We start from the raw sequence: 14,411 nt of genomic DNA, 5'->3' as shown, positions 1-14,411 counted from the left end.
GGTTTCGGCGCCGGCGGCGAAAATGTCCGTTTCGGGGGTCAGCGCCCTCCGTCGCCGGCCATCGCCTATTTCCCCGTGCCCCGGCGAAGGTCGGAATCGATCAGCAGGGCCGTCCGTCCGCTCAACCGCGCGCGATAGACCTGCACGTTCTCCATCACGCGCTGCACATAGTTGCGCGTCTCGGTATAGGGAATGCGCTCGACCCAGTCGATCGGATCGATGGCGGGATCGCGCGGGTCGCCATAGATCTTCACCCAGTCCGCGACCCGGGAGGCGCCGGCATTGTAGGCGGCGAAGGTCATGATGTAGGAGCCCCTGAAGCGGCCGATCAGCTCCCCGAGATGGGCTGCGCCGATCCGCGCATTATAGGCGGGGTCCGAGGTCAGGCGCTCTGGATCGAAGGCCATGCCGGCCGCACGGGCGGTCGCCTTCGCGGTGGAGGGCATCACCTGCATCAAGCCGCGCGCACCGGCATGGCTGACGACGTCGTGGCCGAATTCGCTCTCCTGCCGGGCGATGCTGTAGACGACGGCGCGTTCGACGTTGCCGGCCTCCTTGAAGCCGGGGATGGCGGCGATCGGGAACGAGATCGCCTCCAGGGGCAGCCCGCGCTGGGTGGCCGACTTGCCGACCCAGAGGGCCGCCTTGGTGTCGCGGTTGGCCATGGCGAGGTCGCCCAGAAGCTTGAGCAGCGCGCTGTCCTGCAGACGCTTGCCCAGCTCGTTCACCAGGTTGCGGGCATAGTCGCGCTTGCCGAGGGCATAAAGCTGGGCGATGGCGCGCACGGCCAGCAGACTGTCGAAGCTCTGTCGCACGGAGGCCGAGGCCTCGGGCGGCACCTGCAGATCGAGAGAGCGCATGCCGAGGCGGGCGCGGGCGATCTGCCCGTAATAGGTGGTGGGATAATGGGCGGCGAGCTGGTAGAAGCGCTCCGCGCCGCCGCGGTCGCCCAGCATCTCTGCGGAGCGGCCCTGCCAGTAGGCGCCGCGCGAGATCGAGATCGGATGCTCCGCGCGTGCGCTCAGATTGGCGAAGTGACGCGCTGCCGTGCGCGCGTCGCCGAGAAAGCGCAAGGCGATCCAGCCGCAATAGAACTCCGCCTCCATCCTGACCTTGGCGCTTTCGGCCGTGTAGCCGGCCGCCACCGCATAGGCCGTGCGGGCGTCCCCCTGGTCGAGGAGGTCGCGCGACACCAGGCGGCGCTCGGTCCACCATTCGTCGGGGCGCACCAGCAGCGCCGGGTCGCGCGGCGCCCGCAGCAGGAGGGCGGCGGCTTCCTTGTCCTTCTCCTGCCGGCGCAGATAGCTGATGCGGGCGAAGAGATAGGAGGGGTCGCTCGACGCATTGGCCGCGATCAGCGCGCCGGCGTTGCGGGCCTGCCGCGCCACCGCGATCCGCGTCCTGGCGATGGCCGCGACATCGGCACCGGCGCGTGCCGCCGCGCGCAGGCCTCCGGCGAAATCGCCGTCATAGATCAGCCGGTCCGCCCGAAACTTGTGGTCCGCGCGGGTGAGCATGGTGCCGTAATTGCGCAGGAGGTCCGCCTCGATCTGGCCGGAGAGCGTGTCGTTGCGATAGGCGTCGCGAATGAGCGCGACGGGCCGCCGCTGGTCGCCGGCCCGCAGGAGAGCGCCGGCGAGCGCCACCTTGCCCTCGTCGGTCTGGGGGCTCGTATCGGCAAAGAAGGCGCGGACGGTGCCCGGATCGAGCTTCTCGTTGTAGAGCGCTTCCTCGGCACGCAGGCGCAACGCCGGTGCCGCCGGCCAGCTCGGATAGGCCGTGAGGAAGCCGGCGATGCGCTGAAAACCGACCTGGCGCGATGCCGTGCGGATGGAGATCCACTCGGCCGCCGCGCGGCTGGCCGGATCCGCGAGGCTCCGGGCCAGAGCGTCGCCGCCGGAAAGATCGCCGCTCTCGTAAGCGGAGATGGTCTGTCGCAGCAGCAGCATTTGCGAGCCGAGAGGCGGGGTGACCATCCCGAGCGATCCGGTGACGTCGGTGTCGAGCCGGAAGGAAACCGCCGGCGAGACCGGCTCGGGAGGCTTCGAGGCCGGGAACGTCAGAGGGGCTGCGACGGCGCCGGTCAACACGACCACGAACAACGAAGTTCCCGTCACAAATCGCAAAAGCATTACCGCAACGCCAACCGGAGACAATCAGGTCGGCTATTGTCGCGTCTCCTCGTTGATGAACCGTGAATTACAGCGATGTAATGCCCGAACGGGGCCGGGCGCGGTCCGGAAGACGCTGTTTTCAGGGCCGATGGACGGCGATTTCATGCGTTCGTTACGCGAGGTGACGGAACGTCGCATGGTTTTGGACGCGGCTTTTTCCTGCGAAGGGCGGCCGCGGCTGCGGACGCCGCGGCCCGTGACGAATTCGTCTGCGAACGGTCTCGAATTGGCCTCAGCGCTCTTTTCGCCGCAGGGCTGCTCGTATATGTCTGGCCGCCGGCAATTCTTTCCTTTCGCCTGCCGCGCGGAGTGCAAATCATGACGAAGGCCCGGTTCAGAGGTTCGTTCACCGCCTTGGTGACGCCGTTTCGTGACGGCGCTCTGGACGAGAAAGCCCTTCGGGACCTGGTCGACTGGCAGATCGGGGAAGGCAGCCACGGCCTGGTCCCGGTCGGCACGACCGGCGAGAGCCCGACCCTCAGCCACGACGAGCACAAGCGCGCCGTGGAGATCTGCGTCGCCGAGGCGAAGGGCCGCGTGCCGGTGATCGCCGGCGCCGGCTCCAACAACACCGTCGAGGCGATCGATCTCGCACGCCATGCCGAGAAGGCCGGTGCCGATGCCGTGCTGGTGGTGACGCCCTATTACAACAGGCCGACGCAGGAGGGCCTCTATCGGCACTTCAAGGCCGTCAACGACGCCGTCGGCATTCCCATCTTCATCTACAATATTCCGCCCCGGTCCGTGGTCGACATGTCGGTCGAGACCATGAAGCGCCTGTATGAGCTGGAGAACATCGCCGGCGTGAAGGACGCGACCGGCAACCTCGCGCGGGTCTCGCTCCAGCGCCAGCATCTGGGACCGGATTTCATCCAGCTTTCGGGCGAGGACATGACGGCGCTGGCCTTCAACGCTGCGGGCGGGCAGGGCTGCATTTCCGTCGTCTCCAACATCGCGCCGCGTCTGTGCGCCGCTCTGCAGGAGGCGACCCTGCGCGGAGATTACGCGGCGGCCCTTGCAATTCAGGACCGTCTCACCCCACTTCATGCTGCCACCTTCCTCGAGCCCGGCCTTGCCGGGGCGAAATGCGGCCTGGCCATGCTCGGCCGCGTCAAGGAGGAGGTACGCCTGCCGCTGCTTCCGGTGACGGAGCCGGTGCGCGAGCAGATCAAGCAGGCCATGCTTCATGCGGGCCTGACCAACGGGTGAAAGGCGGTCCGCCGTGTCCGACAAGAAGGGCGTCAGCCAAAAGCTGATCGCCGACAACCGCAAGGCGCGGTTCCATTACGAGCTCCTCGACACCTTCGAGGCCGGCATCGCCTTGGCCGGCACGGAGGTGAAGTCCTTGCGCCTCGGCAAGGCGACGATCGGCGAATCCTATGCCGGGCCGTCCGGCAACGAACTCCTGTTGTTCAATGCCGATATTCCCGAATATCTCCAGGCCAACCGCTTCAATCACGAGCGCAAGCGTCCGCGGAAATTGTTGCTGCACAAGCGCCAGATCGCCAAGCTGATCGGTGCGGTGCAGCGCGACGGCCTGACCATCGTCCCGACGAAGCTCTATTTCAACGAGCAGGGCCGCGCGAAAGTGGAGATCGCCCTGGCGCGCGGCAAGACGCTTGGCGACAAGCGCGAGACCGAGAAGAAGCGCGACTGGCAGCGCGAGAAGGGCCGCCTGCTGCGCGACAAGGGGTAGAGTCCGAGGAGAGGCGCCATGTATCAGCCCCCGCATTTCCGCGAGGAGAACCGCGACGTGCTGCATGCGCTCATGCGGGCGCACCCCCTGGCGACGCTGGTGACCAAGGCCGGCGACAGCCTCGACGCCAACCATGTGCCGATGCTTCTCGATCCCGGGCGCGGCAGCCACGGCGTGCTCCAGGCCCATATCGCGCGGGGCAACGATCTGGTCGCCCGCCACGACCCCTCCTTCGAGGTCCTGGCGATCTTCCAGGGTGCGGACGCCTATATCACGCCGAGTTGGTATGAAACCAAGCGGCAGACCGGCAAGGTCGTGCCGACCTGGAACTACGTCACCGTCCATGTGCATGGCCGGCTGACGCTGATCGAGGATCCCGCCTGGCTGAGGGTTCAGATCGCCGCTTTGACCAAGGCCCATGAAGGCGCCCGCACCGCGCCCTGGCACGTGGACGATGCGCCCGAAGCGTTCATCCAGTCGCAGATCAAGGGTATTGTCGGGCTCGAGATCGAGATCACCCGCCTCGAGGGCAAATGGAAGGTCAGCCAGAACCGGCCCGATGCCGATCGGGCCGGCGTGGTCGACGGCCTGGCGGCGCAGGGCGACGGCGCCATGGCCGGCCTGGTTGCCGCCGGAAAGCGATAGCGGCCGACCGCGAAGCCGCTTTCGCGAGGCTTCAGCCCGCGGGAGACTCCTGCAGCATGTCCTTGATGGTCTGGAAGACGGCCCGGAACATCGGCGCCGTCAGCCGGCCCGTATTGGTGTTGTATCGCGAGCAATGATAGCTGTCGATCAGCGTCAGCCCCCCGATCCGGTGGCGGGCATGGTGGGCGAAGCGCCATTGCGACGGGCGCTGTCCCAACGCGGTCACGACGCTGTCATGGCCGATCTTGCCCAAAGCGAGAATGATCTCCAGAGCCGGCATTTCGGCGATCGCTCCGGCCAGGAACGGACGGCAGGTGGCGATTTCGCCGCCGGTCGGCTTGTTTTCCGGCGGGACGCAGCGCACGGCGTTGGTGATCCTGCAATCGACGAGCGCAAGGCCGTCGTCGGGCCGTTCGTCGTAATGGCCGACGGCAAAGCCGAAATCGCCGAGCGTCTCATAGAGCAGATCGCCCGCCCAATCCCCCGTGAAGGGCCGCCCGGTGCGATTGGCGCCCTGCAGCCCGGGCGCCAGGCCGGCAATCAATAATCGCGCCGTGAGCGGCCCGAAACTCGGCACCGGCGCATTGTGCCAGGCCGGATGCTTGGCTCGCCAATGCAGGCGAAACGCGACCAGGCGTTCGCAAAGCGGACAGTCGCGGCCGGGTTCGGAGGGAGAAAGAGGGGAGACCGACATGAAGGAATGATTTCCGGAACGGCGCCTGCACGGGCGGGACGCCCGGCGGCATCATGGCCGCCCTGCGGGGGCCGAGGCAACCGACGCGACTGTCGCGAAGGCGGGAGCGTCGTGGCATCGCCGGCTCGCGGCCGCGCCGGAAACGACGACGGTTCCGCAAAGGCCGGCCGGAAGCTTCGGCCACGGCGTGGACGAGGATCGCTCGCTCAATCCTCGTCGTTCTGGGCGGCGCCGCTCGCCATGAATCCCGGAGTCTGTCCGGCAAAACCCTGCTGCGGGGCTTGCTGCGCCGCCTGCCGCGATGCCGCAGGGCCGGCAGGATAGGCGGAGCCGCTCTGCGCGCGCACCGCGCGTTCCGCCGGGTCGCGACCGATCTTGGACTGAAGGGTGACGAGGTCGACGAACTCGTCGGCCTGCCGGCGCAGTTCATCCGCCACCATCGGAGGCTGGGTCGAGACGGTCGAGACGACCGAAACCCGCACGCCCTTGCGCTGCATCGCCTCGACGAGCGAACGGAAATCCCCGTCGCCTGAAAACAGAATCATATGCGAGATGTGATCGGCCAGTTCCATGGCATCGATGGCGAGCTCGATGTCCATATTGCCCTTGACCTTGCGGCGGCCAGTCGAATCCACGAACTCCTTGGTTGGCTTGGTGACGACGGCATAGCCGTTATAGTCCAGCCAGTCGATCAGCGGACGTATCGACGAATACTCCTGGTCTTCGACGAGAGCCGTGTAATAGAAGGCGCGGACGAGATAACCCCGGCTCTGGTACTCCTTGAGCATCTTGCGATAGTCGATGTCAAAGCCCAAGCTCTTCGCCGTGGCATAGAGATTGGCGCCGTCGATAAAAAGGGCGATGCGTTCCTGTGTGTTGCTCATTTTCTGCCGATGGATGTTCGTTCTGGTGCTACGGTTTGCTCGGAAATGTCGAAGATGCGGGCCTTGAGTGAATTCCTGCAATAAGTTCTGAGGCCACGACGAGAATTTTCTTATCTGGGCAATTTCGGCGCAGAGTCAACAACGCCAAGGTTAGGAGCGTCGCAATCCGCTTTTGCCCCTCGCGAAATAAAATGTCAAGTTTTTGAACATTCCCGCTTAACTAAACATTTTGTAACACTGAGCCAACTGGCGGCGAAGTCGTTATATTACAATATCGAGACGATATGCCTCGTTATTGTGTGCCTTCGGAGAATATCTTCCCGAGGACAGCTTTGCCGCCGGTGGCGGCCACTGCCGCTCGCCGGCAGGCGGGCATCCGCGACCGGGCACGCGACGCCGCCGTGCAGGGCATGCGCTGCATCGCCTTCGCCGCTGCGGCGCGAGTCGCCGGGGTTGCGCAAAAAGAACAGCTGGTGTACGTGACACGCTTGACCCCAAAAACACGGTACGGAAAGGCGTCGCATGGCCCGCGTCACGGTGGAAGATTGCATCGACAAAGTCGAGAACCGTTTCGAGCTGGTTCTCCTCGCCAGCCACCGCGCGCGCATGATCGCGGGCGGAGCCCAGCTGACCGTCGATCGTGATCGCGATAAGAATCCGGTGGTGGCGTTGCGCGAGATCGCCGACGAGCACCTGACGCCGGACGACCTCAAGGAAGACCTCATTCACTCGATGCAGAAATATGTCGAAGTGGATGAACCGGAGACGGACCCTGCTTCGCTCGCCGGCGGCGATTCGGACGACAACGTCGCCTTCGACCGCATGTCCGAGGAAGAGCTGCTGCGAGGCCTGGAAGGCCTGGTTCCGCCGGCCAACAACAGCTCCGACGACGAAGAATAAGCGCCCCGGCGTTCCCCACGGGTTGAAGCGGGCCGCGCTTGTCGGCCCGCTTTTCTTTTGTGCGGCACTTGTATTGAATAGCGGGGCGGGCCGGGACATCTGATTGCTTCGCCTCGATGGAATGCAAGCGGGGGTGGGCGCAGGCCGGCACCCGAGGGAGAATTGTCGTGACGGCGCCCTTCCGGCTGATGAGGCAGTATGAGCTCGTCGACAAGGTTCGGGCTTACAATCCGGCCGTCAACGAGGACCTCCTCAATGCGGCCTATGTCTATGCCATGCAGCAGCACGGCACCCAGTTCCGTGCCTCCGGCGACCCCTATTTTTCCCATCCCCTGCAGGTTGCTTCCCTTCTCACCGACCTGAAGCTCGACGACGCCACCATTGCCGCGGCGCTGCTGCACGACACCATCGAGGACACGGACGCCACCCGCGCGGAGATCGAGCGGCGCTTCGGCAAGGAGATCGCCTCCCTCGTCGAGGGGCTGACCAAGATCAAGAAGCTCGATCTCGTCTCCAAGGAAGCCAAGCAGGCCGAAAACCTGCGCAAGCTCCTGCTCGCCATCGTCGAAGATGTCCGTGTGCTGCTCGTCAAGCTCGCCGACCGGCTGCACAACATGCGCACGCTGAACTTCATGAAGGCGGAAAAGCGCGCCCGCATCGCCCAGGAGACGCTGGACATCTACGCTCCGCTCGCCGGGCGCATGGGCATGCAGGACATGCGCGAGGAACTGGAAGACCTTTCCTTCCATGAATTGCAGCCCGCCCATTACGAGACCATCGTCCGCCGGCTCGAGGGCCTGAAGCGGCGCAACGGCGCACTGATCGCCGAGATCGAGAACGACCTGCGCGAGAGGCTGCACGAGCGCGGCATCGAGGCCACCGTCAAGGGGCGGGAGAAGCGGCCCTATTCGATCTTCAAGAAGACGGAGCGCAAGCAGGTCGCCTTCGAACAGCTCTCCGATATCTTCGCGTTCCGCGTCCTCGTGAATTCGATCGAGGACTGCTACCGCTCGCTCGGCATCGTCCACACCAAATGGCCGCTCGTGCCGGGCCGCTTCAAGGACTACATCTCGACGCCCAAGCAGAACGACTACCGCTCGCTCCACACGACGGTGATCGGCCCTGGCCACCAGCGGGTCGAGCTGCAGATCCGGACCGAGGAGATGCATCGCATCGCCGAATTCGGCATCGCAGCGCATGCCCTCTACAAGGACAACAAGGCCAGTGACGTCTCCCGCCTGGAGAACGAAAGCCGCGCCTTCGCCTGGCTGCGCCGGACGATGGCGATGCTGGCCGAGGGAGACAATCCGGAGGAGTTCCTCGAGCATACCAAGCTCGAACTGTTCCAGGATCAGGTCTTCTGCTTCACGCCCAAGGGCAAGCTCATCACCCTGCCGCGCGGCGCCAACGCGATCGATTTCGCCTATGCGGTCCATACCGACATCGGCAACACCGCGGTCGGCTGCCGCGTGAACGGGCGCACCGCTCCCCTCGTGTCCGAACTCTTCAACGGTGACGAGGTGGCGATCGTCACCGCCAAGCAGCAGACCCCGCCGGCCGCCTGGGAGACGCTGGTGGTCACCGGCCGCGCCCGTGCAGCCATTCGCAGGGCGACCCGTTCGGCGGTGCGGGCACAATATGCCGGCCTCGGCCAGCGCATCGTCGAACGGGCCTTCGAACGGCTCGACAAGACCTATTCGGCCGATGCGCTGCAGGGCGCGCTGAAGCGCCTCGCCCGCAAGAGCGTCGACGACGTGCTCACGGCGGTCGGCCGCGGCGAGATCCGCTCGCAGGACGTGGTGCGGGCGGTCTTTCCCGATTTCAAGCTCGAGCAGTCCAGCCATGCGGCGGCCGGTCTCGACGAGACTTGGTTCGGGCTGCAGGGCGGCCAGAATCTGCGCTTCAAGGTGCCGGGCGGGGGCAATCCCGCCAACGCCGCCATTCCCGTGCGCGGCATCAAGGGCGACCTGCCGGTGCGCTTTGCCGATGGCGGAGCGGTGCCGGGCGATCGCATAGTCGCCATCCTGACGCCGGGGGAGGCGATCACCATCTATCCCATCCAGTCGGCCGCGCTCGCCGATTTCGAGGACCATCCCGAATTATGGCTCGACGTGCGCTGGGATCTGGAGGCGGCGCAGGCGGAGCGCTATCCTGCCAAGCTGCAGGTCGTTTCCATCAACGAGCCCGGCACGCTGGCGCAGATCGCCCAGGTCATCGCCGAGACCGACGGCAACATCGACAACCTCACCATGCACCGGCGCTCCTTCGACATGACCGAGATGATCGTCGACCTCGAAGTCTACGATCTCAAGCATCTCCTCGCCATCATCGACGGTCTGCGGGCGCGCAAGGTCGTCAGCGAAGTCCACCGCATCGTGTGAAGGAGGATCGGCGGCGTGGCGCCAGCCGCCGGCGCGCGAATTATTGCGTCCCGGTCCAATCGCCTATTGATCTGTCCGCATGAGGAGCATAGCCCGGTGCGGCTTTGGGACATGAGGATCGAGCGATGACGCAGGAAGAGGTATTGGCCGAGTTCAAGGATGCGGGGGCCTTGCTGGAGGGACATTTCATCCTGTCCTCCGGGCTGCATTCGCCGGTCTTCCTGCAGAAGATGTTCATTTTCATGGACCCCGTGCGGACCGAGCGCCTTTGCCGGGCGCTCGCGGAAAAGATCAGCCAGCGCTTCGGCCGGATCGACATGGTGGTCTCGCCGGCGGTCGGCGGCATCGTTCCGGGCTACGAGACGGCGCGCGCCCTCGGGGCCAAGGCGATCTTCGTCGAACGGGAGAACGGCAGGTTCCAGCTGCGCCGCGGCTTCGCCATTCCCGAAGGCGCCCGCGTCGTGATGGTCGAGGACATCGTCACCACCGGCCTGTCCTCGCGGGAATGCCTCGCCGCCATCGAGGGCGGCCCGGGCGAGATCGTCGGCGCGGCCTGCCTGATCGACCGGTCCGGCGGCAAGGCGGATCTCGGCAAGCCGCTGGTGGCGTTGGCCACGCTCGACATTCCCGCCTACCAGGCCGATAGCCTGCCCGCCGATCTCGCCGCGCTGCCGGTGGTCAAGCCCGGCAGCCGCGCCCTGTCCAGTTGATGCAGAGGATCGACGCCGACATGCCCCAATTTTCCACCCCGCCCCTCCGCCTCGGCCTGAACGTCGACCACGTCGCGACGGTGCGCAATGCGCGCGGCGGCACATGGCCCGATCCCGTCCGTGCCGCGCATCTCGCCATCGAGGCGGGTGCCGACGGCATCACCGCCCATCTGCGCGAGGACAGGCGGCATATCAGGGATGCCGACATCCACCGCCTGCGGGCCGAACTCGCCGCGCCGCTCAATCTGGAAATGGCGGTGACCGCGGAAATGCTGGAGATCGCACTTGGCGTCAGGCCCCATGCGGCCTGCCTCGTGCCGGAAAAGCGCGAGGAGCGCACCACCGAGGGCGGCCTCGACGTCCGCGGGGCGCGGACGGCCCTGTCGTCGGCCATACCGCGTCTCAAGGACGCGGGCATCCGTGTCTCGCTCTTCGTCGAGCCGGATCCGGCCATTCTCGACCTGTGTGCCGGCCTGGGAGCGGATGTCGTCGAGCTTCACACCGGCACCTGGTGCGACGCCCATATCGCCGGCGAGGAGGCGCGGGCCGCCGCCGAATTCCAGCGCCTGAAGCTCGGCGCGCGCCACGCGGCGGGCCTCGGGATGGAAGTCCATGCCGGACACGGGCTCGACTTCGGGACGTCGGAGACGCTGGCCGCCGTGCCGGAATTCAGCGAGTTCAACACCGGCCACTATCTCATCGGCGAGGCGATCTTCGTCGGTCTCGCCGAGAGCATCAGGATGGTCAGGGCCGCGATGGCGGCAGGGCGGAACCGGGCGGGATGATCATCGGCATCGGCAACGATCTTTGCGACATCCGCCGCATTCAGGCTGCGCTGGATCGCTATGGCGAACGCTTCGAAAGACGCTGCTTCACCGAGGTCGAAAGAGCCAAGGCCAATGGGCGAGCCGACCGGGCCGGGACCTATGCCAAGCGCTTCGCTGCCAAGGAGGCCTGTTCCAAGGCGCTGGGCACGGGCATCCGCGGCATTCGATGGCAGGAGATGGGGGTGGTCAACCTCCCTTCGGGCCAGCCCACCCTGCGCCTGACGGGCCTGGCCAGGGCGAGGCTGGAGGCATTGGTTCCTCCGGGACACGAGGCGTTCATCCACCTCACTTTGACGGACGAGCATCCTCTCGCGCAGGCAATCGTGCTGATCGAAGCGCGATTGACGGGGTGACGCCGTATTGCTGCCATAGTGAGAGGGCCTGTCCTCGGCTATGGTCTCGGCCTGACCGTTCCGACGGCATGGCGTCCTGGGCCGGATGAAAGTGCTGTATTCGCGGCGAGCTCGCAGGGCTTGCAGGGAGCCTGCCTTTCCTTCGTCTCAAAATTGCTCGCCTCCGGGCGGAAACCGCAGGTACCGAGGGCGTCAGGCCTCGTTGCACCCCGACTCGGCAAGGGTTATAGCAGCCGCGACCGAGTTGCCCCGACGGCAATCCCCGAATGATGGAAGATCGATGAGCGTGGCCAGCGAACCCAACAAGACGCCAGACTCCAGTGGCGCAGCGAAGAAGACGTCGAAAGATGGCGGCATCGGCGAACTGGTCAAGATCATCGTCCACGCTTTCGTGATCGCAGCCGTCGTCAGGACGTTGCTGTTCCAGCCCTTCAACATTCCCTCGGGTTCGCTCATACCCACTCTGCTCGTGGGCGATTACGTCATGGTGTCGAAATACAGCTATGGCTGGTCTCGATTCTCCGTGCCCTTCTCGCCGTCCTTCCTGCCGTCCGGGCGCTTGTGGGGCACGCCGCCCAAGCGCGGCGACATTGCCGTCTTCAAGCTGCCCAAGGATAATTCGACCGACTTCATCAAGCGGGTGATCGGCCTGCCGGGCGATCATATCCAGATGAAGGGTGGAAGACTGTTCATCAACGGCGTGATGGCGCCGCGCGAGCCGGCGGGCACCTTCCCGATGAAGGACTCCTTCGGGCGGGACATCCAGGTTCCCCTCTACACCGAAACCCTGCCCAACGGGGTGAAGCACGTCGTCATGGAGATCAATGGCGACAATGGCTATTACGACAACACCGACGAATATGTCGTGCCGCCCGACCACTATTTCATGATGGGCGACAATCGCGACAATTCCGATGATTCGCGGGATCTGAACGAGGTCGGCTACGTGCCGTTCGACAATTTCGTCGGCAAGGGACAGATCATCTTCTTCTCCGTCAGCGATGATGAATCGCCGCTCAAGTTCTGGCTCTGGCCGTGGACGGTACGACTGAACCGGCTGATGAGCTTCATCCACTGATCATTAACCGCGATGCGTCATTCCACGCGGCTTGCCGTACAAGCGCCGTGTTGCGGCCTATGATTTCTTGGAGATCAGCAATGTCTTGATATCGGCACGGCGATCGGGAGGTTTCCGCCCGCCGTCTGCTTTCATCGGATGAAAAGCCGTTTCATGGCTCTGAAGAAAAAGCCTCCGCTCGACGTCCTGGAGCAAGCGCTCGGCCATGTATTCGCCGACCGTTCGCTCCTGGACCGGGCCCTGACCCATATAAGCTTCCTGGACGCGCCGGGCCGCCTGGCGAGCTACCAGCGGCTGGAGTTCCTCGGGGACCGCGTGCTCGGCCTTGCCGTCGCCGACATGCTGTTCAGGGCCTTTCCGGACGACGAGGAGGGCGCCATGTCGCGCCGCCTGTCGGATCTGGTGCGCAAGGAGACCTGCGCCGCCGTCGCGGATGAATGGGGGGTCGGCCCGCATGTCAAGCTCGGCCTGGGCGAAGCGCAATCGGGCGGCCGCAAGAGGCTCACCACGCTGGGCGACGTCTGCGAAGCGCTGATCGGCGGGGTCTTTCTCGATGCGGGGTATGAGAAGGCCCGTGCCGTGGTCGAGCGGGGCTGGCGGGCCCGCCTTCATGCGCCGGTGCGGCCACCGAGCGACGCCAAGACGGCGCTGCAGGAATGGGCACAGGCCCGGGCTCTGAAGGCGCCGACCTACCGGCTCGTGGCGCGTACCGGGCCGGACCATAATCCGCGCTTCGTCATTGCCGTCGATATCGACACGCAGCTCTCCGCCGAAGGCGAGGGAAAGTCGAAGCGCCTGGCCGAGCAGGCCGCCGCTTCTGCCTTCATGGCGCGCGAGGGCATTGCGGTCGAAGGCCGGGAAGGCTGACAGGCCAAGCCGAGCCCCGGATCGCATCGTCATCGTCCGGCGGCGGGGCGCCCATGCGAGGGCGTTGAAACGGAATTGTCCCATGAACGCCCTTTCGTGATACGAGCATGGGAATCGCTGGTATAATGCGGAAAATCGCGGGTGCCGGATCCGGTGCGGCCGCGAGCGGTTCGTATCGATCGGGTGAACCCCGCCAGATGCGACCGCGCGACGAACGTGCAGGAATTCCGGCCTTGCCCCTGTGCGGTCTGGGCCTGGGTTCGTCTGCTGATTGGATAGAACAATGAATGCAACTCCCGAGACCCGGTGCGGTTTCGTCGCGCTGATCGGTGCCCCCAACGCCGGCAAGTCGACACTGATGAATGCGATGGTCGGCGCCAAATTGTCGATCGTGACGCACAAGGTGCAGACCACGCGCGCCATCGTGCGCGGCATCGCCATGAGCGGCGCCTCGCAGATCATCTTCGTCGACACGCCCGGTATCTTTCAGCCCAAGCGCCGGCTCGACCGGGCCATGGTGACGACGGCCTGGGGCGGCGCCGCCGACGCCGACGTCGTGTGCCTGCTGATCGACGTGCAGCGCGGCCTCGACGAGGGCAACCAGGCCATCCTGGAAAAATTGTCGGCCACGAACCAGACCAAGATCCTCGTCCTCAACAAGATCGATACCGTCAAGCGCGAGACGCTGCTCGATCTCACCGCTGCGATCAATGCGCGGCAGGCCTTCGCGGCGACCTTCATGGTGTCCGCCCTGACCGGCAGCGGCGTCGCCGACCTGCTCGGCTATCTCGCCGGCGCGATGCCCGCCGGCCCCTGGCTCTATCCGGAGGACCAGATTTCGGATGCCCCCCTCAGGGCTTTTGCCGCCGAGATCACCCGCGAGAAGCTGTTCCTGCGCCTCCACGATGAACTGCCCTACGAATCGACGGTCGAGACCACGGCGTGGACGACGATGCAGGATGGCTCTGCGCGCATCGAGCAGACCATCTTCGTCGTGCGCGAGGGGCAGAAGAAGATCGTGATCGGCAAGGGCGGCGAGACGATCAAGGCGATCTCGATGGCGGCCCGCAAGGAAATCGCCGCGATGGCGGAGACGCCGGTACACCTGTTCCTGTTCGTGAAGGTACGCGAGAACTGGTCGGACGATCCGGAGCGCTATCGCGAGATCGGACTGGAATTTCCGATCGAGAAGCGCTGAGGAC

The 14,411-nt window shown here is 65.4% G+C and carries 14 protein-coding genes; 11 read left to right on the top strand and 3 right to left on the bottom strand.

Features of this window, described 5'->3' with window-relative positions; genetic code table 11:
• Positions 1–65: 65 nt before the first annotated feature.
• The gene (locus J3R73_RS19655) at positions 66–2,096 is read right to left on the bottom strand and encodes a lytic transglycosylase domain-containing protein (RefSeq protein WP_307437521.1); all 2,031 of its coding nucleotides are present in this window, start codon (positions 2,094–2,096) and stop codon (positions 66–68) included.
• 396 nt (positions 2,097–2,492) lie between these two features.
• Between J3R73_RS19655 and dapA the strand changes: the two genes are divergently transcribed.
• From dapA to J3R73_RS19640, 3 genes are read left to right on the top strand one after another with little or no spacing between them, the layout of a single operon-like run.
• Positions 2,493–3,383 (top strand): 4-hydroxy-tetrahydrodipicolinate synthase, encoded by an 891-nt coding sequence (dapA, locus tag J3R73_RS19650; protein WP_370879963.1) that lies wholly within the window; start codon positions 2,493–2,495, stop codon positions 3,381–3,383.
• A 13-nt stretch (positions 3,384–3,396) separates the two neighbouring features.
• Positions 3,397–3,870: an SsrA-binding protein SmpB gene (gene smpB, locus J3R73_RS19645; protein WP_307430641.1), complete on the top strand. Its 474-nt coding sequence runs from the start codon at positions 3,397–3,399 to the stop codon at positions 3,868–3,870.
• 18 nt (positions 3,871–3,888) lie between these two features.
• On the top strand, positions 3,889–4,515 hold the full coding sequence (locus J3R73_RS19640) for an FMN-binding negative transcriptional regulator (RefSeq protein WP_307430639.1): 627 nt from the start codon (positions 3,889–3,891) through the stop codon (positions 4,513–4,515).
• A 31-nt stretch (positions 4,516–4,546) separates the two neighbouring features.
• On the opposite strand, the gene J3R73_RS19635 is transcribed toward J3R73_RS19640, so the two are convergent.
• Together J3R73_RS19635 and J3R73_RS19630 are read right to left on the bottom strand one after the other, a co-directional pair.
• Complete coding sequence (locus tag J3R73_RS19635) at positions 4,547–5,209, bottom strand: uracil-DNA glycosylase (RefSeq protein WP_307430636.1); 663 nt, start codon at positions 5,207–5,209, stop codon at positions 4,547–4,549.
• A 206-nt stretch (positions 5,210–5,415) separates the two neighbouring features.
• The gene (locus tag J3R73_RS19630; RefSeq protein ID WP_307437518.1) at positions 5,416–6,093 is read right to left on the bottom strand and encodes a LabA-like NYN domain-containing protein; all 678 of its coding nucleotides are present in this window, start codon (positions 6,091–6,093) and stop codon (positions 5,416–5,418) included.
• Between the two features lie 522 nt (positions 6,094–6,615).
• Here J3R73_RS19630 and rpoZ point away from each other — a divergent pair.
• From rpoZ to era, 8 genes are all read left to right on the top strand, one after another.
• Positions 6,616–6,993: a DNA-directed RNA polymerase subunit omega gene (rpoZ, locus tag J3R73_RS19625; protein ID WP_307430633.1), complete on the top strand. Its 378-nt coding sequence runs from the start codon at positions 6,616–6,618 to the stop codon at positions 6,991–6,993.
• A gap of 188 nt (positions 6,994–7,181) precedes the next feature.
• Positions 7,182–9,374: a RelA/SpoT family protein gene (locus J3R73_RS19620; protein ID WP_307437516.1), complete on the top strand. Its 2,193-nt coding sequence runs from the start codon at positions 7,182–7,184 to the stop codon at positions 9,372–9,374.
• 125 nt (positions 9,375–9,499) lie between these two features.
• The gene (gene pyrE, locus J3R73_RS19615) at positions 9,500–10,084 is read left to right on the top strand and encodes an orotate phosphoribosyltransferase (protein ID WP_307430630.1); all 585 of its coding nucleotides are present in this window, start codon (positions 9,500–9,502) and stop codon (positions 10,082–10,084) included.
• Between the two features lie 20 nt (positions 10,085–10,104).
• A complete protein-coding gene (locus J3R73_RS19610; RefSeq protein WP_307430626.1) occupies positions 10,105–10,869 on the top strand; it encodes a pyridoxine 5'-phosphate synthase in 765 nt (254 codons plus the stop codon).
• Positions 10,866–11,264 carry a holo-ACP synthase gene (acpS, locus tag J3R73_RS19605; RefSeq protein ID WP_307430623.1) on the top strand — a complete coding sequence of 133 codons (399 nt, stop codon included), beginning with the start codon at positions 10,866–10,868 and terminating at the stop codon, positions 11,262–11,264. The genes J3R73_RS19610 and acpS overlap by 4 nt, the downstream gene beginning before the upstream one ends.
• Before the next feature lie 280 nt (positions 11,265–11,544).
• Positions 11,545–12,342 (top strand): signal peptidase I, encoded by a 798-nt coding sequence (gene lepB / locus J3R73_RS19600; protein ID WP_307430620.1) that lies wholly within the window; start codon positions 11,545–11,547, stop codon positions 12,340–12,342.
• Positions 12,343–12,495: 153 nt separating this feature from the next.
• The gene (gene rnc / locus J3R73_RS19595; RefSeq protein ID WP_307430617.1) at positions 12,496–13,209 is read left to right on the top strand and encodes a ribonuclease III; all 714 of its coding nucleotides are present in this window, start codon (positions 12,496–12,498) and stop codon (positions 13,207–13,209) included.
• Positions 13,210–13,492: 283 nt separating this feature from the next.
• Positions 13,493–14,407: a GTPase Era gene (gene era, locus J3R73_RS19590; protein ID WP_307430614.1), complete on the top strand. Its 915-nt coding sequence runs from the start codon at positions 13,493–13,495 to the stop codon at positions 14,405–14,407.
• The last annotated feature ends 4 nt before the right edge of the window (positions 14,408–14,411 follow it).

The sequence above is a fragment of the Labrys monachus genome (assembly GCF_030814655.1).
Classification (GTDB): domain Bacteria; phylum Pseudomonadota; class Alphaproteobacteria; order Rhizobiales; family Labraceae; genus Labrys; species Labrys monacha.
The sequence above is the reverse complement of the archived record's forward strand: the minus strand, read 5'-3'. Positions and strand labels throughout refer to the sequence as shown.

What these genes read in the sequence shown, in the direction of transcription:
- era (WP_307430614.1), top strand. Translation starts at nt 13,493, where the DNA reads ATGAATGCAACTCCCGAGACCCGGTGCGGTTTCGTCGCGCTGATCGGT.
- J3R73_RS19635 (WP_307430636.1), bottom strand. Translation starts at nt 5,209, where the DNA reads ATGTCGGTCTCCCCTCTTTCTCCCTCCGAACCCGGCCGCGACTGTCCG.
- rnc (WP_307430617.1), top strand. Translation starts at nt 12,496, where the DNA reads ATGGCTCTGAAGAAAAAGCCTCCGCTCGACGTCCTGGAGCAAGCGCTC.
- rpoZ (WP_307430633.1), top strand. Translation starts at nt 6,616, where the DNA reads ATGGCCCGCGTCACGGTGGAAGATTGCATCGACAAAGTCGAGAACCGT.
- dapA (WP_370879963.1), top strand. Translation starts at nt 2,493, where the DNA reads ATGACGAAGGCCCGGTTCAGAGGTTCGTTCACCGCCTTGGTGACGCCG.
- lepB (WP_307430620.1), top strand. Translation starts at nt 11,545, where the DNA reads ATGAGCGTGGCCAGCGAACCCAACAAGACGCCAGACTCCAGTGGCGCA.
- acpS (WP_307430623.1), top strand. Translation starts at nt 10,866, where the DNA reads ATGATCATCGGCATCGGCAACGATCTTTGCGACATCCGCCGCATTCAG.
- J3R73_RS19610 (WP_307430626.1), top strand. Translation starts at nt 10,105, where the DNA reads ATGCCCCAATTTTCCACCCCGCCCCTCCGCCTCGGCCTGAACGTCGAC.
- pyrE (WP_307430630.1), top strand. Translation starts at nt 9,500, where the DNA reads ATGACGCAGGAAGAGGTATTGGCCGAGTTCAAGGATGCGGGGGCCTTG.
- J3R73_RS19620 (WP_307437516.1), top strand. Translation starts at nt 7,182, where the DNA reads ATGAGGCAGTATGAGCTCGTCGACAAGGTTCGGGCTTACAATCCGGCC.
- J3R73_RS19640 (WP_307430639.1), top strand. Translation starts at nt 3,889, where the DNA reads ATGTATCAGCCCCCGCATTTCCGCGAGGAGAACCGCGACGTGCTGCAT.
- J3R73_RS19630 (WP_307437518.1), bottom strand. Translation starts at nt 6,093, where the DNA reads ATGAGCAACACACAGGAACGCATCGCCCTTTTTATCGACGGCGCCAAT.